Origin of the sequence: Bradyrhizobium sp. 45, assembly GCF_023073155.1 — a bacterium.
GTDB classification, from domain to species: Bacteria; Pseudomonadota; Alphaproteobacteria; order Rhizobiales; family Xanthobacteraceae; genus Bradyrhizobium; species Bradyrhizobium canariense_D.
In genome coordinates this window covers 65,531-90,892 of the sequence record NZ_JADPIX010000100.1, presented here as the reverse complement: position 1 = coordinate 90,892, position 25,362 = coordinate 65,531, and the positions used below count along the sequence as shown (strand labels likewise).

Sequence of the window (25,362 nt, the reverse complement as noted above, 5' to 3'; positions counted from 1 at the left end):
GGGACACGCCGATGACAGAACTTGAGAACAGGCTCGAACGGTTCGAGACGCTCACCGCCGAATGCGAGCTGATCGCCAGGCTCGCCACCGACAGCACCAAGCGTGAGTTTTATCTGAAGCTCTCGGAGCGGTATCGCCAGCTGGCGGTGGACATGCGGCAGGCCATAGCGAGCCAAGCTGCGGCCTGACGCCGGCAATCCGTTCTTAACACTTGGCGCGCATCCTCAATGCAGATGCGAGGACGCCTCCGGTGATTTCCCGCTGTGGAAATGCCGGGGCTCGCTGCGGTGCAGCGCGCCTCGCGAGATTGTTTTGTCGTGCCTAACAGGGCGATCCCATGCGCCTTTTTGCGGTCATCATGTTTGGACTCATGACGGCAGCCTGCAACCAGGAGCAGGAGATCACCGGCTCGACCCCGGTCTGCGCGATGCGGAACTACACTTCCTTCAATCCCCGCGACATGACCCAGTGCGTTGCCGCCTGCAAGGCGTGCGACCACGGCAACACGGTCACCTGCAGCACGTCGTGCACGCTCAAGGGCGCCCGCTGAGCGGCTCCGCCTCCTGGTTCGGGGCCGATGGTGTCTCGACGGTGTTTTGGCACCGGAACGATTCACATGGATCAATCATTGAAGGGATGGCAGGACGCGGAGTCCTTTGGAATGGGTATGCTCGATCCCGGTCGGTTCCTGGTGTCATGCTCTCACTGCGCAGCCTGGCCGATGGCCGCCAATGTAAGACGTTCGAGCTGGTCGGCTTCGCCGAACGAGGTCCGCTTCGTTTGCCCGCGCTGCCGCCGCGAGGAGACCGCGATCATCTCCGCCTCCGGCGAGTTGACGCCGATCCGGCGCGTCGACGTCCCGCCGCGCGACGTCACCGCGGCCTGGGCTCAGGCCCAGCGCCCAAGAGGGCGAGCGTAGCCCGCCGTTTAAGGAGAAGAGGGCCGAGCGCAGCCAGCTGAGGGCAAGAGGGCGCGCGTCACCATCCGTCGGGACCTCTGATGAGGCAGTTGAACTGCCGCGGGAGGTGATCCAAGCAGGTGCAAATGTGCTAGGATCGTCGGCATGAGTTCATCCATGCCCCGTCCAATCCTGCCGCCCCTCCGCGACCGTTTCCGCCTTACCCCGGTCGCGGCGCGCCTTGCGCCGCTGTTCGGCTTCGCGCTGCTGATCGTGTCATGCGCGCTGGCAAGCTTTGCATTCGCCTGTGCCACGCCGTTTGCGGCTTGCGCGGTTGTCGCCGCCGCCATGCTGCCGCTGCGTCCGGCGCTGCTCGTCGTCACCGGCGCCTGGCTGGTGAACCAGGGCATCGGCTTCGGCGCGCTGCACTATCCGATCGACCCCAGCACTATCGCCTGGGGCTTCGTCATCGGCGCTGCTGCGCTGCTATCGACCGCAGCAGCATCGACGGTCCTCCGTAGGCTGCCGCAAGGCCGCACGCCGCTGATGCTTGCGATTGCATTCGTTGCCGCCTACGCGGTCTATGAGTTCGCCGCGACGCCGGTCCTGGGCGGCGAGGGCGCCTTCACCGCCGCCATCGTGACCCGGATCGGGCTGACCAGCGCCATCTGGCTCGCCGGCCTCGTCGCCGCCTGTGAGATCGTCCGTCTGGCCGATCCGTTCGGGCGCGCGATGCGGAACGCCTGAGCGCCAACCAAGGCACTGAAGTCCGGTCATGCCGATAACCGGACCTTTGCCCAGCGCTGCAAGGCGACCGCTGTCCAAACCGTCTCGACAAACCCGAACGGCCAGGCGCCCTGGAGAAAGCCATAGACCCCGCTGAGCGCGCAAGCTGCCGCGAAGGCCAGCACGAAATGCGGTCCGCGCGGCTCGAGCGCGTAAAACAGCAGCATCGCACTGACCGACAGCAGTCCGAAGATTGTGATTGCGTCCATCAGCCGGCCGGAGGCTTCGGCTTCTTGGCGACACCGCGGGTGTGGAAGACGGCGGGCCCCATCACCGGCCACAGCGCGGCCGTCGCGGTCAGAACGGTCGCGGCGCACATTGCAGCCAGCACGGACGATCGGATTTTCAAGCCGCGCGTCCGCGATCGACAGACGATCCAGACCCAGGCGCAGACCACGACGGCGATGGACAGTTTCGTCATCAGCCCGTGCGCATGGTCGAGCACCGCGATCAGGCTGCCCACGCCGGCGAGCACGACAGCGGGTACCCTGCGCCCTCTTGGACAAGAGGGTGAAGCGACGAAGCAAAGCTCGGGCGGAATCAGCCGCGAGAACGCGAAGCGTGTCTGCAAGTTGAATCTGCATTGGCGGATGGCGATTGCTGCCCCTTGCTCCGTCATTGCGAGCGCAGCGAAGCGATCCAGAGTCTTTCCGCGGAGGATTCTGGATTGCTTCCGCCTTCGCTAAAGCTTCGGCGGACAAGTCGCTCCGCTCGCAAAGACGATGTGGAGAGAGTGTGCACAACACTTCGATCTGTGGCCTGGACGCAGCGCCCTTGCGGCGCGTCCGGACAGGCGGGGAGATGATGAAGCGCCGACTCACCTTGGCTGCGCCTCGTCGTCGCGCCGAAGTTGCAACGCAGGCACGCACCGGAAACTTGAAGTTGTGGGATTGTCCTCCCGCCGGGGGTATCGCAGTAAGCTCGATCGTGTCCTCACGGCCACGATTGTGCCGTCCGTGCAACACTCGTCACGGATTTAACCATCTTCTCTGTCCGTTCGCATCGACGCCGCTTTTTGGCCACACCCGAGCATGAATAAAATCACTCGAATATTTTAGCGGCAGCGGTAATCCTGGAAGACGACGGAAATCCCCAAGGTCGATTCAAAAGGTCGATTCAAATCTTGGCTCTGATTTTTCGGGTCTGAAAGGGTTGGCCGGGGAAACTGGTTTGCGATGGACGCGAAGAGCAACATCAAGCAGAGGCTGCCGAGCCGTCACGTGACGGAAGGTCCTGCGCGCGCGCCCCATCGCTCCTACCTCTACGCCATGGGTCTGACCACCGACCAGATCCACCAGCCCTTCGTCGGCGTCGCCTCGTGCTGGAACGAGGCCGCGCCCTGCAACATCTCCCTGATGCGCCAGGCGCAGGCGGTGAAGAAGGGCGTCGCAGCCGCCGGCGGCACGCCGCGCGAGTTCTGCACCATCACCGTGACCGACGGCATCGCCATGGGGCATGACGGCATGCGCTCCTCGCTGCCGTCGCGCGAATGCATCGCCGATTCCGTCGAATTGACGATCCGCGGCCACGCCTATGACGCTCTCGTTGGCCTGGCCGGCTGCGACAAGTCGCTGCCGGGCATGATGATGGCGATGGTCCGTCTCAACGTGCCCTCGATCTTCATCTATGGCGGCTCGATCCTGCCCGGCAATTTCCGGGGCCAGCAGGTGACCGTGCAGGACATGTTCGAAGCCGTCGGCAAGCACTCGGTCGGCGCAATGTCGGACGAGGACCTCGACGAGATCGAGCGCGTGGCGTGCCCCTCGGCGGGTGCCTGCGGCGCGCAGTTCACCGCCAACACGATGGCGACCGTCTCCGAGGCGATCGGGCTGGCCTTGCCGTACTCGGCCGGTGCTCCGGCACCCTATGAAATTCGCGACGCCTTCTGCATGACCGCGGGCGAGCAGGTCATGGAGCTGATCGCCCAAAACATCCGGCCACGCGACATCGTCACCCTCAAGGCGCTGGAGAATGCCGCCGCCGTGGTCGCCGCGTCCGGTGGCTCGACTAATGCTGCACTGCACCTGCCGGCAATCGCGCACGAGTGCGGCATCAAGTTCGACCTGTTCGACGTCGCCGAAATCTTCAAAAAGACACCGTACGTCGCGGATTTGAAGCCAGGCGGCCGTTATGTCGCCAAAGACATGTTTGAAGTAGGTGGCATACCGCTTCTGATGAAGACGCTGCTCGACAACGGATTTCTCCACGGTGACTGCATGACCGTCACCGGTCGAACGATCGCCGAAAACCTCAAAAGCGTGAAGTGGAATCCGCACCAGGACGTGGTGCACCCGGCAGACAAGCCCATCACCGTCACCGGCGGTGTGGTCGGTCTGAAGGGCAATCTGGCGCCAGAAGGTGCGATCGTGAAAGTCGCGGGAATGTCCAACCTCAGGTTCACCGGTCCGGCCAGGTGCTTCGACCGTGAGGAGGATGCTTTCGAGGCCGTCCAGAAGCGCACCTACCGCGAAGGCGAAGTCATCGTGATCCGCTACGAGGGGCCGAAGGGCGGTCCCGGCATGCGGGAAATGCTCCAGACCACCGCGGCGCTGACCGGCCAGGGCATGGGCGGCAAGATCGCGCTCATCACCGACGGCCGCTTCTCCGGCGCCACCCGCGGCTTCTGCATCGGCCATGTCGGGCCGGAAGCCGCCATCGGCGGCCCGATCGGGTTGCTGGAGGACGGCGATATCATCGAAATCGACGCGGTCGCCGGTACCCTTAACGTAAAATTGAGCGACCAGGAGCTTGCCCAACGCAAGACCAAATGGACCGCTCGCGCGACTAACCACACGACGGGCGCGCTCTGGAAATATGCTCAGCAGGTTGGACCAGCGGTCGGTGGGGCAGTGACCCATCCGGGCGGCGCGCACGAGAAACAGTGCTATGCGGACATCTAGGCGTACCATCGTTGCGTTTGTGTTGGGGGCTGCCGCGCTGGCCGCGCCGGCTCTCGCCTTTGACGGCGCACCCGTCAGCCAGAAGGATGCGACCATCCCGGTGGTCACGACCTTGCCGGGCGCAGCAGGCAAGGTGCGCAATGTACCGCCAGTCGTGCCCCAGGAAACCTCGCTCAGCGCCCTGCAATATGCCGCGGAGGGTGGCCACCCCATCGCGCAGTGGAAGCTCGGCCGCATGTACGCCAATGGCGACGGCGTCGCCCAGGACGATGTGCGTGCGTTCGAGTATTTCACCCGCATCGCCAACGCGCACGCCGAAGACAGCCCGTCCGCGCCGCAGGCGCAGATCGTCGCCAACGCCTTTGTGGCGCTCGGCCGCTATTATCTCAGCGGCATCCCGAATTCGAAGGTCAAGCCGGACCAGGAGCGGGCGCGGGAGATGTTTTCCTATGCCGCGTCCTATTTCGGCAATGCGGATGCGCAATACGATCTCGCCCGCCTGTACCTGAAGACGCCGGACGCTTCGCGCGAGGATTTCCGCTACGGCGCGCGCTGGCTTGGGCTCGCCGCGCAGAAGGGCCAGCACGAGGCCCAGGCGCTGCTCGGCCAGATGCTGTTCAACGGCGACCGCCTGCCGCGGCAGGCCGCCCGCGGCCTGATGTGGTTGACGCTGGCGCGCGACAGCGCCGGCAGCGACGAGACCTGGATCAAGGAAAACTACAACCGCGCCTTCGCAAAGGCCTCCGACGACGATCGCGCCATGTGCCTGCAGATGCTGGAGCAATGGGTGCAGGGTCGACGGGAGTGATGGGTTGAGGCGGCCTCACGCCGCCTCAAGATCGAGATCCGCCCACACCGGCACGTGGTCCGACGGCTTCTCCCAGCTGCGCACATAGCTGTCGATGCCGACATTGGCGAGCCGGTCGCTGGCCTGTGGCGACAGCAGAAGGTGGTCGATCCGCAGGCCGTGGTTCTTCTGCCAGGCGCCGGCCTGGTAGTCCCAGAAAGTGTAGAGCCCGGGCTCGTCGGTGACGGCCCGAAGCGCATCGGTCAGGCCGAGGCCGAGCAGGGACTGAAAACTCTCCCGCGTCTCGGCCTTGAACAGGGCGTCCTCGGTCCAGGCGGCGGGATTATGGACGTCCCGGGCATGCGGGATAACGTTGAAGTCGCCTGCGAGGATCAGCGGCTCCTCGGTCTTGAGGCGCTCCTTCGAATACTCAAGAAGCCGCGACATCCATTTGAGCTTGTAGGGATATTTCTCGGTGCCGACCGGATTGCCGTTGGGCAGATAGAGGCAGGCGATGCGCAGCACGCCGGACTTGAGCGTCACCACGCCTTCGAGGAAGCGAGCATGGGCGTCCTCGTCGTCGCCGGCCAGCCCCGACTTGGTCTCGTCGAACCGGAGCTTCGAGAGCAGAGCGACACCGTTGAACGTCTTCTGGCCGTGGGTGACCACGTTGTAGCCGAGCGCCTCGATCTCCAGCCGCGGGAAGGCCTCGTCGACGCATTTGATCTCCTGGAGGCAGACGATGTCCGGCTGGCACTCCTTCAGCCAGGTCAGGAGGAGATCGATGCGCTGCCGGACCGAGTTCACGTTCCAGGTGGCTATTCTGATGGGCATCTTGGCGGCTCCGGGCAGGGGCCATGGTTAGAACAAAATGCAAACGCGCCCGTCAAGGACGCTGCGAAATCTCCCACAAAATTAACCCGGCTTAAGTCGGGCCCGGGCCATTGATCGTGAAAAGGTTTTTCGAATGGGACGGCCGAACAAAGCCATGAAGCGAACCGAGCCCCGCGACGGGTTGATCGGCGCGTTCCTGTACTGGCTCGGCGGCTACGAGATCGAGGACGGCCTGACCGCCGGTCTCAGCGAGCGCGAGCTGAGCCGCATCCGTGCCAAGCAGATCGACGCGGTGATACGCCTGATCCCGGTGACGATGGCCGTCACCATGCTCAACGTCGCCGTTGTGCTGATTTTGTTCTGGGGTCGTGGCTGGAACGACTTTCTCGCGATCTGGGGCATGACCCTCGCGACCGCCGCCTCGCTCGCGGTGCGCGCGTGGCGGCGCTCCCACCAGAGCCCGGCGCAAGAAGTCTCGCCCCGTGCCGTGCGGCAGATGTTGCGGCAGGCGTTTTTCCTCGCCGCAATCTGGGGCACGCTGCCGGTCGCGCTGTTCAGCCGCATCGAGCCGACCAGCCAGCTCATTCTGGCCTGCCTTATGGTCGGCATGATGTCCGGCGGTGCCTTCACGCTCTCGACCTTCCCGCGTGCGGGCCTTGTCTATCTCGCGACGACGACGATCGCCTGCGCCGGTGCGTTGCTGTTATGCGGCACCGGGCCTTACCTCGTGACCGCCGTGTTCCTGCTGCTGTTCGCGTTCTTCATGGCGCGCAACATCGTCTCGCAAGGCAATCTGTTCCTTGGCAATCTCAAGGCCCAGCTTGAGCTCGAGCGCCAGACCGAGATCATCTCACTATTGCTGAAAGATTTTCAGGAGAACGCCAGCGACTGGCTGTGGCAGACCGACGCCGAAGGGCATTTGGTCGACGTGCCCGAGCGCTTCGCCGCGGTCGCACAGCTGCCACTGCCCTTGCTGAAGGGCTCGCATTTCGCCGACGTGCTCGACATGCTGTGCCCCGAAGACAAGAGCGCGGCCTACAATGTCGTCGGCCTGATGGAGCACGCCGAACCGCTGCACGAGATGAACCTCAAGGTCGTCGCCGGCGGCGAGGCGCGGCTGTGGTCGCTCACCGCGAAGCCGGCCTACGACCGCGACGGTCAATTCCTCGGCTATCGCGGCTTCGGCCGCGACGTGACCGAGCGCTGGCGCGCGGAAAAGGCCGAGGCCGAGAGCCGCGCCAAATCGGATTTCCTCGCGGTGATGAGCCACGAGATCCGCACGCCGATGAACGGCGTGCTCGGGCTTGCCAGCATGCTGCTGGAGACAAAACTCGATCCGGAGCAGCACGAGGCCGTCACCACGATCCGCGAGTCCGGCGACAATCTCCAGCGCATCCTCAACGACATCCTGGACCTCTCCAAGCTCGAGGCTGGACGCTTCGCGTTCGAGGTGATCGACTTCGCGCCGCAGGCGCTGGTAGAGACATTGGCGACCGTCGTGCGCGCGAGTGCCAAGAGCAAGGGGCTCGCGGTCAAGGTCAAGCTCGATCCGAACCTGCCGCCGACGCTGCGCGGCGATGTCGCGCGTATCCGCCAGGTCCTGCTCAACCTCGCATCCAACGCGGTGAAGTTCACCGACCAAGGCGAAGTCACGATCGCAGCCGTCTGTCAGGCCCGCCGCGATCTGCTCGCCACCGTCGAATGGAGCGTGACCGACAGCGGTATCGGCATCGCCCCCGAGAAGCTTGGCCAGCTCTTCTCCGACTTCGCGCAGGCCGACGCCTCGATCAGCCGCCGCTTCGGCGGGACCGGGCTTGGGCTTGCGATCTCCCGGCGCATCATCGAACAGATGGGCGGCACCATCGGCGTCACCTCGACGCCGGGCGAGGGCTCGACATTCAGCTTCACGCTGGTGCTGCCCTGGAGCCAGGAGAAGGCATCCGACTACATTGCCGACCGCGACGAAGCCGACTACCTCAAGGCGCGTATCGCGAGTCTCGACCGACCGCTGAGGGTGCTGATCGCCGAGGACGACGCCGTCAACCGCATGGTCGTGAGCAAGATGTTAGGGGCCTTCGACGTCGAGCTGCGCGTCGTCACCGACGGCGTCGAGGCCGTCGCGGCGGCCTCGGAGGAAGACTACGATCTCGTGCTGATGGACGTGCGGATGCCCGACATGGACGGCCTTGCCGCAACCCGGGCGATCCGTGCGCAAGGTGGCCGATTCGAATCCTTGCCGATCATCGCGCTCACCGCCAATGCCTTCCCCGAGGACGTCAAGATCTGCCGCGAGGCCGGCATGTCGGACTTCCTGGCCAAGCCGCTACGCAAACCCGCGCTGCTGGCGGCGCTGCTGCGCGCGCTCGATGGACATGTGATGGCGGGAGACGCACCACTTCAGCCGGAGCTCATGTCGGTCGACGTGGAGTGGACGGACGAGGAAAGGCAGATGACCGGCGCCTAGCCGGCGACGTCAGATCGAGAAGCTGGTCCCGCAGCCGCAGGACGCCGTGGCGTTCGGATTGTTGACGCGGAACGAGGCGCCGATCAGATCGTCGACGAAATCGACCTGCGACCCCGCCAGGAACGGCTGCGAGGCGGAATCGACCAGCACCACCGCATTGTCCTGCTCGATCACGAGATCGTCGTCAGTGCGGGCACGGTCAATGTCGAACTTGTACTGGAAGCCGGAACAGCCTCCGCCCTCGACCGAGATCCGCAGCATCGCGCCAGACCCTTCGCCCTTGAGGATCTCCCCAATCCGGCGTGCGGCCTTGTCACTGATGGTCACGTCAGTCGTCATCGTTCGTCTCCGATAGGCCCGCGGTCACACCAAGGTCACCTGAAGGTCACGTGCCCTATTCAGTTGGTATCCCGCGTCCGGCATAGTTAAGTGCCACCATACGCAGAATCAAATGGATAGAGACTAAATTCGCCGTGTCCGTCGGAATGGCTGCCCCCCACGCGCCCTATGCCTGCGATCCCGAGCGCAGTCGCGGCCGATTGGTCGCGGAACCGCCAAGCCGGACCCGCAGCCCGTTTCGACGGGATTGCGACCGGGTGATCCATTCCACCGCGTTCCGCCGGCTGAAATACAAGACCCAGGTGTTCGTGTTCCACGAGGGCGACCACTACCGCACCCGGCTGACCCATTCGCTGGAGGTGGCGCAGATCGCCCGCGCGCTGGCCCGGCAGCTCGGGCTGGACGAGGACCTCACGGAAACCCTGGCGCTCGCCCACGATCTCGGCCATCCGCCGTTCGGGCACGCCGGCGAGCGGGCGCTGGACGCCTGCCTGAAGGATTTTGGCGGCTTCGATCACAACGCCCAGACGCTCCGCGTCGTTGCGGCCCTGGAACAGCGCTATCCCGAATTCGACGGGCTCAACCTGACCTGGGAAGCGCTGGAGGGCATCGTCAAGCACAACGGCCCGCTGACCGATCGCAGCGGTGCGCCGGCCGGGCGTTATCGCGAGCGCGGCGTTCCCGTCGGCATCGCCGACTACATCAAGATCTATGATCTCGAATTGTGGAGTTTCGCCTCGCTGGAGGCACAGGTCGCCGCGATCGCGGACGACATCGCCTATGATGCCCACGATATCGACGACGGTCTGCGCGCCGGCCTGTTTCACCTCGACGACCTCAAGGTGATGCCGCTGACCGCGGAGATTATCGCCGAGACTTCTGCGCATTACCCCGATCTCGAAGACGTCAGGCGCGGCGCCGAGCTGGTGCGCGAGCTGATCTCACACTTGATCGGTGCCGTGTTCGCCGAGGCCCAGATAAACCTTGCCGCCGTGAAACCGCAATCCGCACAGGACGTGCGCCAGCAGAGCCGGGCATTGATCGCATTCCCCGCCGCGGTCGCCGAGGAGGAGGCCGCCATCAAGCGCTTTCTCTATCAGCACATGTACCGCCACAAGCGGGTCATGCGGGTGATGGGCGAGGCGGAACAGATCCTGTTCGACCTGTTCGCAAAATACCTCACCTCGCCCGGCGAGCTGCCGCCGGAATGGCTGGTCGGGGCGGAGGCGGACAACGAGGGCGACCGGGCCCGCCGGATCGGGAATTTCATTGCCGGAATGACCGACCGTTTCGCCCTGACCGAGCACCAGCGGCTCTTTGACTCGACCCCGGATTTGCGTTAGGCGGCGCCCATGCCCGACACATCCTCAGCACTGCACCTGTTCGCCGACGTGCTCGCACGCGTGCACGCGGTCTGCCGCGCGCTCGCGGCGGAAGCCAACTGGCCCGAGGGCATCGATTTCTCGCGCGTGGTGGTCGAGCCGCCGCGCGATGCTTCCCATGGCGACATGGCGACCAACGCAGCCATGGTGCTTGCGAAAGAGGCAAAGGCAAAGCCGCGCGACCTCGCCGAGCAGATCGCCGAACGGCTGCGCGCGGACCCGTTGATCGCCAAGGTCGACGTCGCAGGTCCAGGCTTCATCAACCTGACGCTGGAGCCGGCCGCATGGGCCGAGGCGCTACGGACCGTGCTGCGCGAGGGCGCCGATTACGGCCGCGTCCGCGGCGGCTCCAAGGTCAACGTCGAATATGTCTCCGCCAACCCCACCGGACCGATGCATGTCGGCCATTGCCGCGGCGCCGTGTTCGGCGATGCGCTGGCGAGCCTGCTTGAATTCGCAGGCCGTGACGTCACGCGCGAATATTACATCAACGACGCCGGCGCGCAGGTCGACGTGCTCGCCCGCTCCGCGTTCCTCCGGTATCGCGAGGCGCTCGGCGAAGACATCGGCGCGATGCCGGAAGGCCTTTATCCCGGCGACTATCTGAAGCCGGTCGGGCAGGCGCTGGCGCAGGAGCACGGCGACAAGCTCCTCGCCGTGAGCGAGGGCGCGTGGCTACGGACGGTGCGCGCCAAGGCGATCGCGATGATGATGGACGAGATCAAGGATGATCTCGCCGCGCTCAACATCCGCCACGACGTGTTCTTCTCCGAGCGCTCGCTACAGAACGCCGGCAACAACAAGGTCGCCGAGACCATCGATTTCCTGCGCGCCAAGGGCGACGTCTACCAGGGCCGTCTGCCGCCCCCAAAGGGGGCTCCGACCGAGGATTGGGAAGATCGCGAGCAGTTGCTGTTCAAGGCGACCGCCTATGGCGACGACGTCGATCGCCCGCTGATCAAGTCGGATAATTCCTACACCTACTTCGCCGCCGACATCGCCTACCACAAGAACAAGTTCGATCGTGGTTTCGCGGAGATGATCGACGTCTGGGGCGCCGACCATGGCGGCTACATCAAGCGCATGCAGGCGGCGGTGAAGGCGACCACCTCCGGCAAGGGGGCGCTCGACGTCAAGATCGTCCAGCTGGTGAAGTTGCTGCGCAACGGCGAGCCGGTGAAAATGTCCAAGCGGAGCGGGGACTTCGTCACCTTGCGTGAGGTGGTGGATGAAGTCGGCCAGGACGCCGTCCGCTTCATGATGCTCTACCGCAAGAACGACGCGGTGCTCGACTTCGACCTCGCCAAGGTCATGGAACAGTCGCGCGACAACCCGGTGTTCTACGTGCAGTACGGCCACGCCCGCGGCCACTCGATCTTCCGCAACGCCCGGGCCGAGGTGTTCCCGGAACTCCCGGAGGAAACGGAAAAGCGCATCGCCTGGCTGGGTGAGTCGGCGGTGGAACGGCTGTCGGACCCGGCTGAACTCGACCTTCTTAAGCGGCTCGCAATATTTCCGCGCATGCTGGAAGCGGCCGCAACCGCCCACGAGCCGCACCGAATTGCCTTCTATCTCTATGATTTAGCCAGCGAATTTCATGCACTTTGGACGAAGGGGCGCGATTTGCCCTATTTACGCTTCATTATCAATAATGATGCAGATCTAACGAAGGCGCGGCTGGCCATGGTCCAGGGCGTCGTCTCTGTCCTGGCATCGGGCCTCGCCATCCTCGGCGTCCATGCTCCGGACGAGATGCGGTAGTTTGGGGCGAACTACTTAAGGGATTTCGGGGGTAACCGGCAGAAGCCGGATCGCTTAGACTTGGTTGAAAGCCTTGTGGGTCGAAAGCCGCGCCTTGGTCGAGGGGCGCGCGGCTTTCCCGAAGGGACGCATCATCACGATGGCCGAACGATATCAGGACAGACCGTTTCCTTCCGATGACTATCGCGGTGGCGATCAGCATGGGAGGGCGGAGAGCGGTGATCCCTTGGCCGAACTTGCCCGCCTGATCGGGCAGACCGATCCGTTCGCAGCGCAAGGGCGGCCGGGCGTGCACCCGCCTGCAGCACCTGCGCCTGCCCAGAGCTATCAGGACGACGACTATCGCCAGGACGATGGCCAGCAGGACTATGCCGACCAGGCCCCGCCGCCGCCCGGGCCACCCTCATGGATGCGGCGCGCCAATGTGCAGCCGCAGACGGTGCCAGCTGAGCCTGCCTATCCCGCTTCCGTAAACCCGGTTCATCCACTGCATCGTTATTCAGCCCAGCCGACTGCGCCCGAGCCTGAACCTGATTATCGTCAGCCGCAGGCCTATCCGGATCAGGCCTATCAAGCTCGCACCCATCAGGGGCAGGCCTATCAGGATCAGGCATATCAGCAGCCCGATCAGGCTTACCAGGAGCAAGCCCACCAGCAGCCCGATCCGGCGCGCTACGACGAGGCGCTCTACGGACGGCTGGAGGCGGGCGAGCAGGACTATCAGCGCGATCCCGCCTATCCCGACGATCCTTACGCGTTCCAGAGCGACTATCCCGAGGCCGATCTCGACGAGCCGAAGAAGCAGCGCGGCGGCATGATGACCGTCGCGGCGATCCTGGCCCTTGCCGTGGTCGGGACCGGCGCTGCGTTCGCTTACAAGACCTATGTGGGCTCGCCCCGCAGCGGCGAGCCGCCGATCATCAAGGCCGACAACACGCCGACCAAAATCGTGCCGGCGCCGTCGGACTCCTCGGCCAAGGTACCGGACCGCATGGTCACCGGAGATGGCGCCGAGAAGATCGTGCCGCGCGAGGAGGCGCCTGTCGACGTCAACGCCAAGGCGGGAGGTCCCCGCGTGGTGTTCCCGGCGCTGAACCAGAACGCGAACCCGCCGCCAGTCGCGAGCGTGTCGCCGTCCAGCATTCCGCTGTCGAGTGCGGGCCCGAATCCGAGCAACGGCACGCTGCCGAACAATTCGCCGCGCGCGATCAGGACCGTGGCCGTGAAGGGCGATCAGACCGACGCCACCGCGTCGCAAGCGACCACGGCCGCGAAGCCGACAGCTCTCCCGAAGCCCGTTGCGGCACCAGCTGCACCACGCACGCCGCCGACCTCGGCCAATGCCAGTGCCAATCAGCCGCTCTCGCTTGCGCCGCAATCGGCGCCGGCCGCGGAGCCACCGCAGCGGATGGCTGCGACCAATCCGACGCAAATTGCGCCCGCGAGCAGCGGTGGCGGCGGCTACGTCGTGCAGGTCTCCTCGCAGCAGACCGAGGATAGCGCCCACGCCTCGTACCGGGTGCTTCAGAGCAAGTACGGCAGCGTGCTTGGCTCCCGCGCACCCGTGGTCAAGCGGGTCGACCTGACCGACAAGGGCAAGGGAATCGTCTACCGCGCCTTCGCTGGGCCGTACGGATCGCTCGAAGAGGCGAACCAGGCCTGCAACAGTTTGAAATCCGCTGGCCTGTCTGCCTGCTTCGTCCAGAGGAATTAACGGCCGTTTCCTTGACCCTCTCGCGGGTCAGGGTTAATCGGCCGTATGAGCACGCGGGCCTTCATTACCGGCGTTTCCGGAACGGAACTAACCGCCGCCGAGCGGGAGTTTATCCGCAGCGAACGCCCGTGGGGCTTCATCCTCTTCAAGCGCAATGTCGAGACGCCGGCTCAAGTTGCTGCACTCGTTGCGGAATTGCGGGCGGTTGCGGGTTTCGCTGATGCCCCTGTCCTGATCGATCAGGAGGGTGGGCGGGTGCAGCGCCTGACGCCGCCGCATTGGCCGGTCTATCCGCCGGGCGCTATTTTCGCAGGCCTCTACGATACTGATTCGGCGCTCGGGCTGACCGCGGCGCGCCTCAGCGCCCGGCTGATCGCCTGCGATCTCGCAGATCTCGGCATTACCGTGGATTGCTTGCCGCTGGCCGACGTGCCGGTGGCTGGCGCCAACGCCGTCATCGGGAACAGGGCTTACGGCACCGAACCGGGAAAGGTCGCCGCGATCGCCCGCGCGGTCACCGAGGGCCTGGAACAGGGTGGCGTGTTGCCGGTGCTCAAGCACATCCCCGGCCATGGCCGAGCTACGGCCGATACCCATTTCAATCTGCCGACGGTCGACACGTCGCGCGACGAACTGGATCGCACCGACTTCGCGGCATTCAAGCCTTTGGCGGATTTGCCGATGGCCATGACTGCACATGTTGTGTTTAGCGCGGTCGACCCCGCCCATCCGGCGACGACATCTGCGACAATGATCGCTGAGGTGATTCGCGGCGCAATCGGGTTCCAGGGTTTGTTAATGAGTGATGACGTGTCGATGAACGCGCTGTCGGGCAACATCGCCGAACGGACCCGCGCCATTTTTGCGGCCGGCTGCGACATGGCCCTGCATTGCAACGGCAACATCGAGGAAATGCGTGAGGTCGCCGGCCAGACACCCGAACTGGCGGGCAGGGCGCTGGAGCGGGCGAACGCCGCGCTCGCTGCGCGTAAAGGACCGCAACCGTTCGATCGCGCGGCCGCGCGCGCCGAACTGGAGGCATTGATCGCACGGGCAAACACGGCATCGGCATGACCGCAGAAATCCTATCGTTTGAAACCGGGCGGCCCGCAGAGCTCGCCGAGGGTGAGCCGGCGTTGGTGGTGGACGTCGAGGGTTATGAAGGTCCGCTCGACCTGCTGCTCGCACTGGCGCGGCAGCAGAAGGTAGATCTCGCCAAGATCTCGATCCTGGCGCTCGCCGACCAATATCTCCACTTCATCGAAGCCGCGCGAAAGATCCGCCTCGAGCTCGCCGCCGACTATCTCGTGATGGCGGCATGGCTCGCCTTCTTGAAATCGCGTCTGCTGCTGCCGGAGCCGCCGAGTGCGGAAGGCCCGAGCGCGGAGCAGATGGCGACGGCGCTCGCCAACCGCCTGCGCCGGCTGGAGGCGATTCGTGAAGCCGCCAACCGGCTGATGAACCGGCAGCAATTGCTGCGCGACATCTTCCCGCGCGGCGAGCCCGAGCAGATCGCCGAGATCAAGCATCCGAAATACACGGCAACGCTCTATGACCTGCTCACCGCCTATGCCGCGCAGCGCCAGTCGCGCGTGCTGGCGAGCGTGCATCTGGCCAAGCGCACGGTGTGGTCGCTTGCCGAGGCGCGCGCCACGCTGGAGCGGCTCGTCGGAAGCATCAGCGAGCAAGACGATTGGGGCGTTCTCGACGATTTTCTGCTTCAGCATGTCGCCGATCCGACGCAGCGCGCGACGGTGCTCGCCTCGAGTTTCGCGGCTGCGCTCGAGCTGGTGCGCGAAGGTCAGCTCGAGCTGAATCAGAAAGAGGCGTTTGCGCCCATCTATTTCCGGAAGGGGCGCCCCAAGCCGGTCATGGACGCAGCTCCTGCGCCCGATGCGCCGGTCGCTTAAGTGCAACAAGGAGAATCTGCCATGGCAAGCCTGGCTGAAGTGCGGGTAGAAGAGGCCGAGCCGATGGAGAACGAGTCCCAGGCACGTCCCGAAGAATTGCGGCTGCTGGAAGCGCTGCTGTTCGCTTCGAATGAACCGCTGGACACCGCGACGCTGGCCAAGCGCATGCCCGAGGGCGTCGACGTGAAGGCCGCGCTCGAGCAGTTGCAGGCCGACTACTCCCTGCGCGGCGTGAATCTCGTGCGGGTCGCCAACAAATGGACCTTCCGTACCGCGGGCGATCTCGCCTGGCTGATGACCCGCGAGAGCACCGAGACCCGCCGCCTGTCGCGCGCCGCGATCGAAGTGCTGGCGATCATCGCCTATCACCAGCCGGTGACGCGCGCCGAGATCGAGGAGATCCGCGGCGTCGTCACCTCGAAGGGCACGCTGGACGTGCTGCTGGAAACCGGCTGGATCAAGCCGCGCGGTCGTCGCAAGACGCCGGGCCGTCCCTTGACCTTCGGAACCACCGAGGACTTCCTGTCGCAGTTTACTCTGGAACAGCTCGGCGATTTGCCGGGCCTGGAGGAGCTGAAGGGCACGGGCCTGCTGGATTCGCGCCTGCCGACCGGATTCAGCGTGCCGACGCCGTCGGATGACCCGACTTTGCGGGAAGACGAGGATCCGCTGGAGCCGGGCGAGGACCTTGATCTGGCGCTGGCGCCCGCGGTCGAGCCCGAGACGCCGCCGGAAGGCGGCCATGAGGGGGGCGGGGGTGGCAGCGAGGACTGACGTCCCGGCCTTTTACCGGCCGCCTGCGACCAGTTAACACTAGCAAAATTACGCAGCGCCAACAGCGAATTGGCGCTGCCTTGGTCCTTGTTTTTGACACCTGCCAAGCCTAGGTTTCGGTGAAGATCGGCCGGTCCCCGGCCATGCGCGTTTGGAGGGTTGCAGGATGGGTTCACTCAGCATTTGGCACTGGGTCCTGGTGATCGCAGTGGTCCTGCTGCTGTTCGGTCGCGGCAAGATCTCGGATCTGATGGGCGACGTGGCGCAGGGCATCAAGGCGTTCAAGAAGGGCATGCAGGACGACGACAAGGTCGCCGACAAGCCCGAGCCGGCCAAGTCCATCGAGCACAACAATGCCGCGCCGACCGCGGCACGGTCGGACGTCGGCAGCAAGGCCGTCTGAGCCAGAGAGCACGCGAGACGCGGGTAGCGGACCCGATCCTGCGCGCGAGGGATTGGGCCGGCTGCGGCTGGCGTGAACGGAAGACCTCATGTTCGACATCGGGTGGAGTGAACTGGTCCTGATCGGGGTCGTGGCTCTGATCGCCATCGGCCCGAAAGAGCTGCCGGGCGTGCTGCGCATGGTCGGGCAGTGGATGGGCAAGGCGCGCAAGATGGCCGCCGAATTCCAGGGCCAATTCCAGGAAGCGATGCGCGAGGCCGAAATGGCCGACCTCAAGAAGAGCTTCGACGAGGTCAAGGAAGCGGCTTCCGGCTTCGCCGGCAACAATTTGATGACCTCGCTCCAGAAAGACGTCAGCGACGCGCTCCGCGTCGATGCACTGGACAAACCCGCCGAGACCTCGATCTCCACCGCTGTCGAACCGTCGGCGACTTCAAGCGAAGCGCTGACGACGCCCACCACGCCGGAAGCGCCGACGCCGGAGACCTTCGTGGAAGCCGAGGCACATGCGGCCGTGAACGAGCCGCTCGCCATCACCCGTGAGGTCGAGCAGGCGCAGGTCGCTCAAGGTTCGGTCACGCAAGATTCGGTCACCCAGGACACTGCGCCGGCCGAGGCGATTAAGGGCGCCAAAGCGTCATGAGCGCCGCCGATATCGAGGCCAGCAAAGCTCCCCTGATGGACCATTTGATCGAGCTGCGTTCGCGGCTGATCAAAGCGCTGCTCGGCTTCGGCATTGCCTTCATCTTCTGCTTCTTCTTCGCCAAGCAGATCTACAACGTGCTGGTCTGGCCGTTCGTGTGGATCGCGGGTCCCGAGAACTCGAAATTCATCTACACCGCGCTGCTGGAATATTTCATCACCCAGCTCAAGCTCGCGCTGTTCGGCGCCGGCTTCATCTCGTTCCCGATCGTCGCGACACAAATCTATAAGTTCGTCGCTCCCGGACTCTACAAGCACGAGAAGCAGGCCTTCCTGCCGTATCTGGTCGCGACCCCGTTCTTCTTCGTGCTGGGCGCAGCACTGGTCTATTTCGTCGTGCTGCCCATGCTGGTCCGCTTCTCGCTCGGCATGCAGCAGGCCGGCAGTGACGAGACCGCGCAGATCCAGCTGCTGCCCAAGGTCGGCGAATATCTGTCGCTGATGATGTCGCTGATCTTCGCCTTCGGCATCGCCTTCCAGCTTCCGGTGATCCTGACGCTGCTGGGGCGCATCGGCATCGTCACGTCTAAAATGCTGCGCGAGAAGCGCCGCTATTTCATCGTCGTTGCCTTCGTCATCGCGGCCGTTCTGACCCCGCCCGATGTGCTCAGCCAGTGCTCGCTCGCGATTCCCTTGCTCGCGCTCTACGAGGGCTCGATCATCGCGGTGGGAATTGTGGAGAAGAAGGCTGCAGCTTCGCAAGCCTCTAGCGGCACCGACGTATCGACGCCGGCCAATCCGGCAGAGTAGGGCGCCCCATACTCCGGTGTCATTCCCCGCGAAAGCGGGGAATCCAGTACGCCGCGGCCTATGGGGAATCAGTGATGTTTCTGGAATACTGGATCGCCCGCTTTCGCGGGCGATGACAGCCGTGCTAGGGGAAGCAGCCATTTGCATAAATGCAAATCCAGGATTTGCAGGGTTGCAACAAGCCCCAGGACCACGGCCATGCACGACATCAAATCGATCCGCGACAACCCGCAAGCCTTCGACGCCGGCCTCGCACGACGCGGCCTGAAGCCGATGTCGGCGTCGCTGCTTGCGATCGACGAGACCCGGCGTGCGGCGATCCTGGCTTCCGAGCAGGCGCAGGCGCGGCGCAATGCGGCCTCAAAGGAAATCGGCGATGCCAAGAAGACGAAGGACGAGGCGCGCGCGGCGAAGCTGATGGCGGAGGTCGCCGAGCTCAAGACCACCATGCCGGAGCTCGAGGCGACCGCGAAGGCTGCCGACGAGGAGCTCGCCAAGGAGCTGGCGGCGATCCCCAATCTGCCGCTCGGCGAGGTGCCCGATGGTGTCGACGAGCACGGCAATGTGCAGCGCCATGTCTTCGGCAACAGGCGCAACTACGCGTTCGTGCCAAAACCCCATGACGATCTCGGCGCCGCGCTCGGTGACATGGATTTCGAGACCGCAGCGAAACTCTCCGGCGCGCGCTTCGTCGTGTTGAAGAAGGGACTGGCGCGGCTCGAACGCGCGCTCGGCCAGTTCATGCTGAATCTACACGTTGACGAGCACGGCTATACCGAGATCAATCCGCCGCTGCTCGTGCGCAACGAGATCATGTTCGGCACCGGACAATTGCCGAAGTTCGAGGACGACCAGTTCTGGGCGATCAAGGGCGAATTGCTCGCCGCGCCCGACCATGAGCGGCTCCGGACCGAGCGTCTCGGGATCATTCCGACCGCGGAGGTGGCGCTCACCAATCTCGTCCGAGAATCCATCCTCGACGAAAAGCAGCTGCCGATGCGGCTGACTGCGCTGACGCCGTGTTTTCGCGCGGAGGCGGGCGCCGCAGGGCGCGACACCCGCGGCATGATCCGGCAGCACCAGTTCACCAAGGTCGAACTGGTCTCGATCACGACGCCGGAGACGAGCAAGGACGAGCACGAGCGCATGCTCGCCTGTGCCGAGGAAGTGCTGCGACGGCTCGAGCTGCATTACCGCGTGATGACGCTGTGCACCGGGGATATGGGTTTCTCGTCGCAAAAAACCTATGACATCGAGGTCTGGATGCCGGGTCAGGGCGACGGCGGGGCATTCCGCGAGATCTCGAGCTGCTCGGTTTGCGGCGATTTCCAGGCCCGCCGGATGGACGCGCGCTCGCGCGGCCCCGATGGCAAGCCGCGGTTCGTGCACACGCTCAACGGCTCCGGCACAGCGCTAGGCCGCGCGTTGATCGCCGTGATGGAGACCTATCAGCAAGAGGACGGCTCGATTGCGGTCCCCAGCGTGCTCCAGCCCTATATGGGCGGGCTGAAGGTGGTCGCACGCGACTAGGCGTGCCGCCAATCTGAAACGGAGAAACGTTTGGTTGCGAAGATCGGGCGGCCGGTTATCCTGCCGGCCACCCGACAACGCGAACCGATCGTTCATGGCCTTGCACCGCGATATCTTCTGGGTCGGCAGACAATGGGCGGTGACGGGTGCCGGTATCCAGGCCGTCGATCAGCGGCTGCGTGGCGTGCTCGACATCGCGATCACGCGGCTCTGGGACGACGATCTGGTCCAGAGCCGGCGCGCCAAGCCCGGTGTGAATGCCGCGGATTTCGACCAGGCACTGTCGCTGGCACGCGAACGCTTTCCGCAGGCGCCGGTGCCGGACCCATTCGTCGCGCAGCTGGAGGCGCTCGGCGTGATTGAGGCGCCGATGGTGAGCCCGGTCGTGCCGGCGATGAGATTGCACGCGGAGGGCCGGCTTGCGCGCTTTCTGCCGCAATGGCGAGTTCGCCGATAACCGCCAAGCCGGCGACCAGGTGCCGCCCGGTCGGCCGGTTTGCCTGATCGGCCCCGGCCGGATAAGACGGCTCAGACCCGCTTCAGGAATCGACCTTTCCCATGCGCATTCTCTGCACCAATGACGACGGCATCCACGCCCCCGGCCTCAAGGTCCTGGAGGAGATCGCGCGCGCATTGTCCGATGACGTCTGGGTGGTCGCGCCTGAGCTCGACCAGTCCGGCGTGTCGCATTCGCTGTCGCTCAACGATCCGCTGCGCCTGCGCGAGGTCGGTCCGCGGCATTTCGGGGTGCGCGGCACGCCGACCGACTGCGTCATCATGGGCGCGCGCCACATCCTCGGCGCCAAGCTGCCCGATGTCGTGCTGTCCGGCGTCAACAAGGGCCGCAACGTCGCCGAGGACGTGGTCTATTCCGGCACCATCGCCGGTGCGCTGGAGGGCACCATCCTGGGGCTGCCGTCCTTCGCCCTGTCGCAGGAGTTCAGCGTGGAGACCCGCGACCGGCCGCTGTGGGACACGGCCCGCAAATTCGGGCCCGACATCCTGCGCAAGGTGATCGCCGCCGGCATCCCGAAGGACACCGTCATCAACGTCAACTTCCCGGCCTGCGCGCCGGAGGATGTGCTGGGCATCCGCGTGACGCGGCAAGGCAAGCGCAATCTCGGCTTCCTAAGGATCGACGAGCGCAGGGACGGCCGTGGCAATCCGTATTTCTGGATCGGCTTCGAGCGCACCGCGATGATGGATACGCCGGCCGACGGCACCGATCTCGCGGCGCTCCGCGAACGCTACGTCTCCGTCACGCCGCTCAGGCTCGACCGGACCAACGAGGCGTTTTCCGAGGCGCTGAGTGCGACGCTGAAGTAAGTCCGACGCTGAAGTAATCCGACCTGGAATGGGGCCTAGCCGCCGCGAAGCGCGGCTTCGATGGTCTTGCCGAGGGCGTCGAGCTGAAATGGCTTCTGAAGCGCCGGCCGATCGCGGTACTGCTCGGGCAGGCCCGAGGAACCGTATCCGGTGGCGAAGATGAACGGGCAGCCCTTCGCCTTGATGACATCGGCGACCGGCGAGATGACCTTGCCGTTGACGTTGACGTCGAGAATGGCGATGTCGAACTCGGTTGCCTGGGCGAGCCGCATGGCTTCGGTGATGTCGCCCGCCTCGGCTGCGATCTTGTAGCCAAGCTCTTCGAGCATGTCCGCGACCATCATCCTGATCATCACCTCGTCTTCGACGAGGAATACAGAGCGGCCAGTAAGCCCCGTCGCGGTCATGGTCGAGTCCTTGCCCATTGCCAAAAACGTTCGCAGATAACATGAATCGACGCAATGCGCGTTTCGACGAACGGATGCCTGAAAATGGCCATCGCGGCTCGCCCGTTGCAAGCCAATTTATGGTCAACTACGCCATCCGAAGCCTATCATGGGTTCCCTGAGCCGGAACAGGAATCTCGCGCCCGGGTTGGGCGTCCCGGACCGCAAACACAGCACAAGCAGGCAATGACCCCCCATCAGCACCCGCCGGAAAAGATGATGTTTCAGCTCACGCTGAGGCGTCGGGGCATCAGCGACCAGGCGGTCCTGAGGGCCATGGAGGAGGTGCCGCGCGATCAATTCGTCGACGACGCCGATCGGGACGGCGCATATCGCGACAGCGCGCTCCCGATCGCCTGCGGGCAGACCATCAGCCAGCCCTTTGTCGTCGCCTACATGACCGAGCAGCTCCAGCTTCAGAAGAAGCACCGCGTCCTCGAGATCGGCGCCGGCTCGGGCTACCAGGCGGCGGTGCTGTCGCGGCTCGCCGGCCAGGTGTTGACGGTCGAGCGCTACCGCAAGCTTGCGGATGCCGCACGTATCAGGCTTGAAAAACTCAACTATCACAACGTCGAGGTGATGCTGGGCGACGGACTCAATCTGCCCCCCAATATTGGCCCGTTCGATCGCATCATCGTCACGGCCGCGATGGAGCAGCTCCCGGAGAACCTGGTCGAGCGGCTGGAGGTGGGTGGCATCCTGATCGCGCCCGTCGGCCCGCATCAGGGGGTGCAGACGCTGATCCGGCTGAGCCGGACCGAAGCCGGGATCGAGCGCAAGGAACTCGTCGAGGTCCGCTTCGTGCCGGCGCTGCCCGGCGTGGCGCGGGAGCTGTAGAATTCCGGATTGGCTGCGCTGCCAACATCTTATTGGGAGGGTTAAGCCGTTATTTACTCGGCGCGTGTTTACTTAAAACACCAGTTCTGTTGCGTACGAGTGAGTAACCATGTCCGTTGCCGCCGAGTTGCTTTACTCGCGCCGTGTGCCGCAGGTCGCGGTGCTGGCGCTGATCTCCTTCAGCTTCGCAGGGTGCAGCGCCGACATGTCGTCGCGCATGTCCCAGTCGAACTTCTCCAATCCCTTCGCGCAGGAATCGACCGGTTCGGTGCAGCAGGCCCCGCCGCCGCAGCGTGAGTTGCCGCAATATTCGCGGCCGCAGACGCAGTCCGGTTATTATCAGTCGCAGCCTTTGCCGCCGGCGGTATCCACGCCGCAATCCTACCCCGTTGCAGCAGGCGGTGTGTCCGGAGGCGGACGCGGCGTGGGCTCCTACGCACCCCCGGCGCAGCCGCATCTCGAGACCACGGCCACCGTGCCGCCACGCTCGGTTGCAGCCGCCCAGCCGGTCGGCGGAACCAAGATCATCGTCGGCACCAGCGATACGCTCGACCTGCTTGCCAAACGCTATCGCGTCACGCCGCAGGCGATCCTCGCCGCCAACGGCTATAAGGGGCCGCGCGCGCTCTCGCCCGGCCAGCAACTGATCATTCCGCACCAAGCTACGGCGGCTGCGCCCGCGCCGCTCATGGCTTCCGTTGCCGCTGCCCCAGCGCCCGCTGCGAAGCCGGTTGCGGCCGTTGCCGCGCCGTCAAGCACGCACTTCGTGAACCACGGCGACACGCTCGCCAGCATTGCCCGCAAGAACCATATCTCGGCGGCCGAATTGGCCCGCGCCAACGGCCTCGATCCCTCTGCAAAACTCAAGCTCGGCGCCAGGCTGGCCGTGCCCGGGGCCAAGACCGCCGCTGTCGCAGCACCGCTTGCCGCGGCTCCGGTCGGAGCCGCTCCCGTCGCGGGGACGCTGCAGCCGGTTGCTGCCGCGCCTGCGCCCGCCACCAAGATGGCCGCCGTCGCCGCGCCGGTGCAGAGCGCGCGCCTGGCCCAGGCCACCGCCAACGTCGAAGACAAGGCCGCGGACACTCCCGCGAAAGCTGCGGAGACCACCAGCGCGCTGCCGACTTTCCGCTGGCCGGTGCGCGGCAAGGTGGTCACGAGCTACGGCGCCAAGACCAATGGCAAATCCAACGACGGCATCAATCTCGCGGTGCCCGAGGGCACGCCGGTCAAGGCGGCCGAAGACGGTGTCGTTGCCTATTCCGGCAACGAGCTGAAAGGTTACGGCAATCTGGTCCTGGTTCGGCACTCCAACGGCTACGTCACCGCATATGCCCATGCGAGTGAGCTGATGGTGAAGCGCGGCGATACCATCAAGCGCGGCCAGGTCATTGCCAAGTCGGGTCAATCCGGGGAGGTGGCGTCGCCGCAGCTCCACTTCGAGATCCGCAAGGGATCGAGCCCGGTTGATCCGCTTCAATTCCTGAACGGGGCGTGATGAGGCCTACATTGTCTCCCAACTGAAGCTGTCGTCGCCCGGCTTGACCGGGCGACCCAGTACGCCGCGGCCTCTCGATCGATCACAACCGTCTCTGGAATACTGGATCGCCCGCTTTCGCGGGCGATGACAGTTTTGGGTTGGGCTATGACTGTGGCTACGTCGCCGCCAGCTTGACGCCGAGCCGTCCCGCAAGCTCCTGGACGAACTGCCAGGCGACACGGCCCGAGCGCGAGCCGCGCGTCGTCGACCATTCAAGTGCCTCGCGTTCCAGGGCGTCATCGTCGATCTTCACGCCGAAATGGCTGCAATAGCCCCGCACCATGGCGAGATATTCGTCCTGGCTGCACCGGTGGAAGCCGAGCCAGAGACCGAAGCGATCCGACAGCGAGACCTTCTCCTCGACGGCTTCGCCGGGATTGATCGCGGTCGAGCGCTCGTTCTCGATCATCTCGCGCGCCAGCAGATGGCGGCGGTTGGAGGTGGCGTAGAGGATGACGTTCTCCGGCCGCCCCTCGATGCCGCCTTCGAGCACCGCCTTGAGCGATTTGTAGGACGCATCATTGCCGTCGAACGAGAGGTCGTCGCAGAACACGATGAAACGGAAGGATGAGGCGCGAAGCTGTTCCATGAGGGCGGGCAGGCTCTCGATGTCCTCGCGATGAATCTCGATCAGCTTCAGTCTGTCGGCCGGTTTGCGCTCCGCGTTGATGCTGGCATGCGCCGCCTTCACCAGCGACGACTTGCCCATGCCGCGCGCGCCCCAGAGCAGCGCGTTGTTGGCGGGCAATCCGTTGGCGAAACGCTCGGTGTTCTCCATCAGGATGTCGCGCATCCGGTCGACGCCCTTGAGCAGGAACATTTCGACGCGGCTGACCCGCGGCACCGCCGCAAGGCGGCCGTCCGGGTGCCAGACGAAAGCATCCGCCTGCTTGAACGACTCGCGTTCGGCGGCGGGCTTGCCTTGCGCGGAGAGGTGCGCCGCAATCGTCTCCAGCGCGCGAACGATGCGCTGCTGGGAGACGTTTTGGTTCGTCTTGGACGTCGTCTTGGAAATCGTCTTGGAAGCCGCCTTGAGGGCCACCTTGGGACGTTTTGCCGCGACGCCGGCTGCCTTCGCGGCAGGGGTGCGAGGGCCTTTGCCGGCCGGGCTTTTGCTTGGTTTTTGGGGCATGTCCGAAGTTCCTGAGAATGCAGCCTTATCGGGCCTGTGCGCGCGCCGCAAGGTGGCTAAAAGGGCGGTCTGGCAGCGTTGCAATTGGGGCAATGGCCGCTATAGTCCGCGCGAATTTGACCGAACCGGTCGCCATTTGGGCCTGACCGG

At 64.9% G+C, this 25,362-nt stretch carries 27 protein-coding genes; 21 read left to right on the top strand and 6 right to left on the bottom strand.

Annotation, left to right across the window (positions count from 1 at the left end):
- The first annotated feature begins 11 nt into the window (after nt 1-11).
- The 4 genes from IVB42_RS15365 (at nt 12) to IVB42_RS15350 (ending at nt 1,645) form a co-directional block, all read left to right on the top strand.
- Nucleotides 12-188 carry a hypothetical protein gene (locus IVB42_RS15365; protein WP_018458044.1) on the top strand — a complete coding sequence of 59 codons (177 nt, stop codon included), beginning with the start codon at nt 12-14 and terminating at the stop codon, nt 186-188.
- Between the two features lie 149 nt (nt 189-337).
- Complete coding sequence (locus tag IVB42_RS15360; protein WP_018458043.1) at nt 338-550, top strand: hypothetical protein; 213 nt, start codon at nt 338-340, stop codon at nt 548-550.
- Nucleotides 551-616: 66 nt separating this feature from the next.
- Entirely contained in the window at nt 617-919 is a 303-nt protein-coding gene (locus IVB42_RS15355; RefSeq protein ID WP_247296609.1) for a hypothetical protein, read from the top strand.
- A 156-nt stretch (nt 920-1,075) separates the two neighbouring features.
- The gene (locus IVB42_RS15350; protein ID WP_085353207.1) at nt 1,076-1,645 is read left to right on the top strand and encodes a hypothetical protein; all 570 of its coding nucleotides are present in this window, start codon (nt 1,076-1,078) and stop codon (nt 1,643-1,645) included.
- 26 nt (nt 1,646-1,671) lie between these two features.
- Here the strand turns inward: IVB42_RS15350 and IVB42_RS15345 are convergent, their stop codons facing one another.
- Entirely contained in the window at nt 1,672-1,893 is a 222-nt protein-coding gene (locus IVB42_RS15345) for a hypothetical protein (protein ID WP_085353205.1), read from the bottom strand.
- Nucleotides 1,893-2,159, bottom strand: coding sequence for a hypothetical protein (locus IVB42_RS15340; RefSeq protein ID WP_247336751.1), 267 nt, complete (start codon nt 2,157-2,159; stop codon nt 1,893-1,895). The genes IVB42_RS15345 and IVB42_RS15340 overlap by 1 nt, the downstream gene beginning before the upstream one ends.
- Before the next feature lie 700 nt (nt 2,160-2,859).
- On the opposite strand from IVB42_RS15340, the gene ilvD reads away from it, so the two are divergent.
- A complete protein-coding gene (gene ilvD / locus IVB42_RS15335; protein WP_027518135.1) occupies nt 2,860-4,584 on the top strand; it encodes a dihydroxy-acid dehydratase in 1,725 nt (574 codons plus the stop codon).
- Nucleotides 4,571-5,392, top strand: a complete 822-nt coding sequence (locus IVB42_RS15330) for a tetratricopeptide repeat protein (protein WP_026233489.1) — start codon at nt 4,571-4,573, stop codon at nt 5,390-5,392. Before ilvD ends, IVB42_RS15330 begins: the two co-directional genes overlap by 14 nt.
- Nucleotides 5,393-5,407: 15 nt before the next feature.
- Here IVB42_RS15330 and xth read toward each other — a convergent pair whose 3' ends face one another.
- Nucleotides 5,408-6,205, bottom strand: a complete 798-nt coding sequence (gene xth / locus IVB42_RS15325; RefSeq protein ID WP_007610740.1) for an exodeoxyribonuclease III — start codon at nt 6,203-6,205, stop codon at nt 5,408-5,410.
- A gap of 133 nt (nt 6,206-6,338) precedes the next feature.
- On the opposite strand from xth, the gene IVB42_RS15320 reads away from it, so the two are divergent.
- Nucleotides 6,339-8,669, top strand: coding sequence for an ATP-binding protein (locus IVB42_RS15320; protein WP_247336748.1), 2,331 nt, complete (start codon nt 6,339-6,341; stop codon nt 8,667-8,669).
- A gap of 9 nt (nt 8,670-8,678) precedes the next feature.
- Here the strand turns inward: IVB42_RS15320 and erpA are convergent, their stop codons facing one another.
- Nucleotides 8,679-9,008: an iron-sulfur cluster insertion protein ErpA gene (gene erpA, locus IVB42_RS15315; RefSeq protein WP_007610737.1), complete on the bottom strand. Its 330-nt coding sequence runs from the start codon at nt 9,006-9,008 to the stop codon at nt 8,679-8,681.
- Nucleotides 9,009-9,142: 134 nt separating this feature from the next.
- Between erpA and IVB42_RS15310 the strand changes: the two genes are divergently transcribed.
- The 12 genes from IVB42_RS15310 (at nt 9,143) to surE (ending at nt 21,260) form a co-directional block, all read left to right on the top strand.
- Nucleotides 9,143-10,351, top strand: coding sequence for a deoxyguanosinetriphosphate triphosphohydrolase (locus IVB42_RS15310; protein ID WP_026233487.1), 1,209 nt, complete (start codon nt 9,143-9,145; stop codon nt 10,349-10,351).
- A gap of 9 nt (nt 10,352-10,360) precedes the next feature.
- Nucleotides 10,361-12,151 (top strand): arginine--tRNA ligase, encoded by a 1,791-nt coding sequence (argS, locus tag IVB42_RS15305; RefSeq protein WP_018458033.1) that lies wholly within the window; start codon nt 10,361-10,363, stop codon nt 12,149-12,151.
- A gap of 139 nt (nt 12,152-12,290) precedes the next feature.
- Nucleotides 12,291-13,865 (top strand): SPOR domain-containing protein, encoded by a 1,575-nt coding sequence (locus IVB42_RS15300; protein WP_026233486.1) that lies wholly within the window; start codon nt 12,291-12,293, stop codon nt 13,863-13,865.
- 45 nt (nt 13,866-13,910) lie between these two features.
- Nucleotides 13,911-14,939, top strand: coding sequence for a beta-N-acetylhexosaminidase (gene nagZ / locus IVB42_RS15295; RefSeq protein ID WP_018458031.1), 1,029 nt, complete (start codon nt 13,911-13,913; stop codon nt 14,937-14,939).
- Nucleotides 14,936-15,775 (top strand): ScpA family protein, encoded by an 840-nt coding sequence (locus IVB42_RS15290; protein ID WP_007590654.1) that lies wholly within the window; start codon nt 14,936-14,938, stop codon nt 15,773-15,775. Before nagZ ends, IVB42_RS15290 begins: the two co-directional genes overlap by 4 nt.
- 21 nt (nt 15,776-15,796) lie before the next feature.
- Entirely contained in the window at nt 15,797-16,549 is a 753-nt protein-coding gene (scpB, locus tag IVB42_RS15285) for an SMC-Scp complex subunit ScpB (RefSeq protein ID WP_018458030.1), read from the top strand.
- A 166-nt stretch (nt 16,550-16,715) separates the two neighbouring features.
- Nucleotides 16,716-16,952 carry a twin-arginine translocase TatA/TatE family subunit gene (locus IVB42_RS15280; protein ID WP_007610722.1) on the top strand — a complete coding sequence of 79 codons (237 nt, stop codon included), beginning with the start codon at nt 16,716-16,718 and terminating at the stop codon, nt 16,950-16,952.
- 88 nt (nt 16,953-17,040) lie between these two features.
- Nucleotides 17,041-17,595: a Sec-independent protein translocase protein TatB gene (gene tatB, locus IVB42_RS15275; protein ID WP_018458029.1), complete on the top strand. Its 555-nt coding sequence runs from the start codon at nt 17,041-17,043 to the stop codon at nt 17,593-17,595.
- A complete protein-coding gene (gene tatC, locus IVB42_RS15270) occupies nt 17,592-18,404 on the top strand; it encodes a twin-arginine translocase subunit TatC (RefSeq protein ID WP_018458028.1) in 813 nt (270 codons plus the stop codon). The genes tatB and tatC overlap by 4 nt, the downstream gene beginning before the upstream one ends.
- Nucleotides 18,405-18,602: 198 nt before the next feature.
- Complete coding sequence (gene serS, locus IVB42_RS15265) at nt 18,603-19,934, top strand: serine--tRNA ligase (RefSeq protein WP_018458027.1); 1,332 nt, start codon at nt 18,603-18,605, stop codon at nt 19,932-19,934.
- Nucleotides 19,935-20,028: 94 nt separating this feature from the next.
- Nucleotides 20,029-20,391 (top strand): hypothetical protein, encoded by a 363-nt coding sequence (locus IVB42_RS15260; protein WP_018458026.1) that lies wholly within the window; start codon nt 20,029-20,031, stop codon nt 20,389-20,391.
- A gap of 101 nt (nt 20,392-20,492) precedes the next feature.
- Complete coding sequence (gene surE, locus IVB42_RS15255; protein ID WP_018458025.1) at nt 20,493-21,260, top strand: 5'/3'-nucleotidase SurE; 768 nt, start codon at nt 20,493-20,495, stop codon at nt 21,258-21,260.
- A gap of 35 nt (nt 21,261-21,295) precedes the next feature.
- Here the strand turns inward: surE and IVB42_RS15250 are convergent, their stop codons facing one another.
- Complete coding sequence (locus IVB42_RS15250; RefSeq protein WP_007590670.1) at nt 21,296-21,667, bottom strand: response regulator; 372 nt, start codon at nt 21,665-21,667, stop codon at nt 21,296-21,298.
- Nucleotides 21,668-21,892: 225 nt separating this feature from the next.
- On the opposite strand from IVB42_RS15250, the gene IVB42_RS15245 reads away from it, so the two are divergent.
- Complete coding sequence (locus tag IVB42_RS15245; RefSeq protein ID WP_026233485.1) at nt 21,893-22,543, top strand: protein-L-isoaspartate(D-aspartate) O-methyltransferase; 651 nt, start codon at nt 21,893-21,895, stop codon at nt 22,541-22,543.
- A gap of 109 nt (nt 22,544-22,652) precedes the next feature.
- Nucleotides 22,653-24,038, top strand: a complete 1,386-nt coding sequence (locus tag IVB42_RS15240; RefSeq protein WP_018458022.1) for a LysM peptidoglycan-binding domain-containing M23 family metallopeptidase — start codon at nt 22,653-22,655, stop codon at nt 24,036-24,038.
- A 157-nt stretch (nt 24,039-24,195) separates the two neighbouring features.
- Here the strand turns inward: IVB42_RS15240 and IVB42_RS15235 are convergent, their stop codons facing one another.
- Entirely contained in the window at nt 24,196-25,212 is a 1,017-nt protein-coding gene (locus IVB42_RS15235; protein WP_018458021.1) for an ATP-binding protein, read from the bottom strand.
- Nucleotides 25,213-25,362 lie beyond the last annotated feature (150 nt).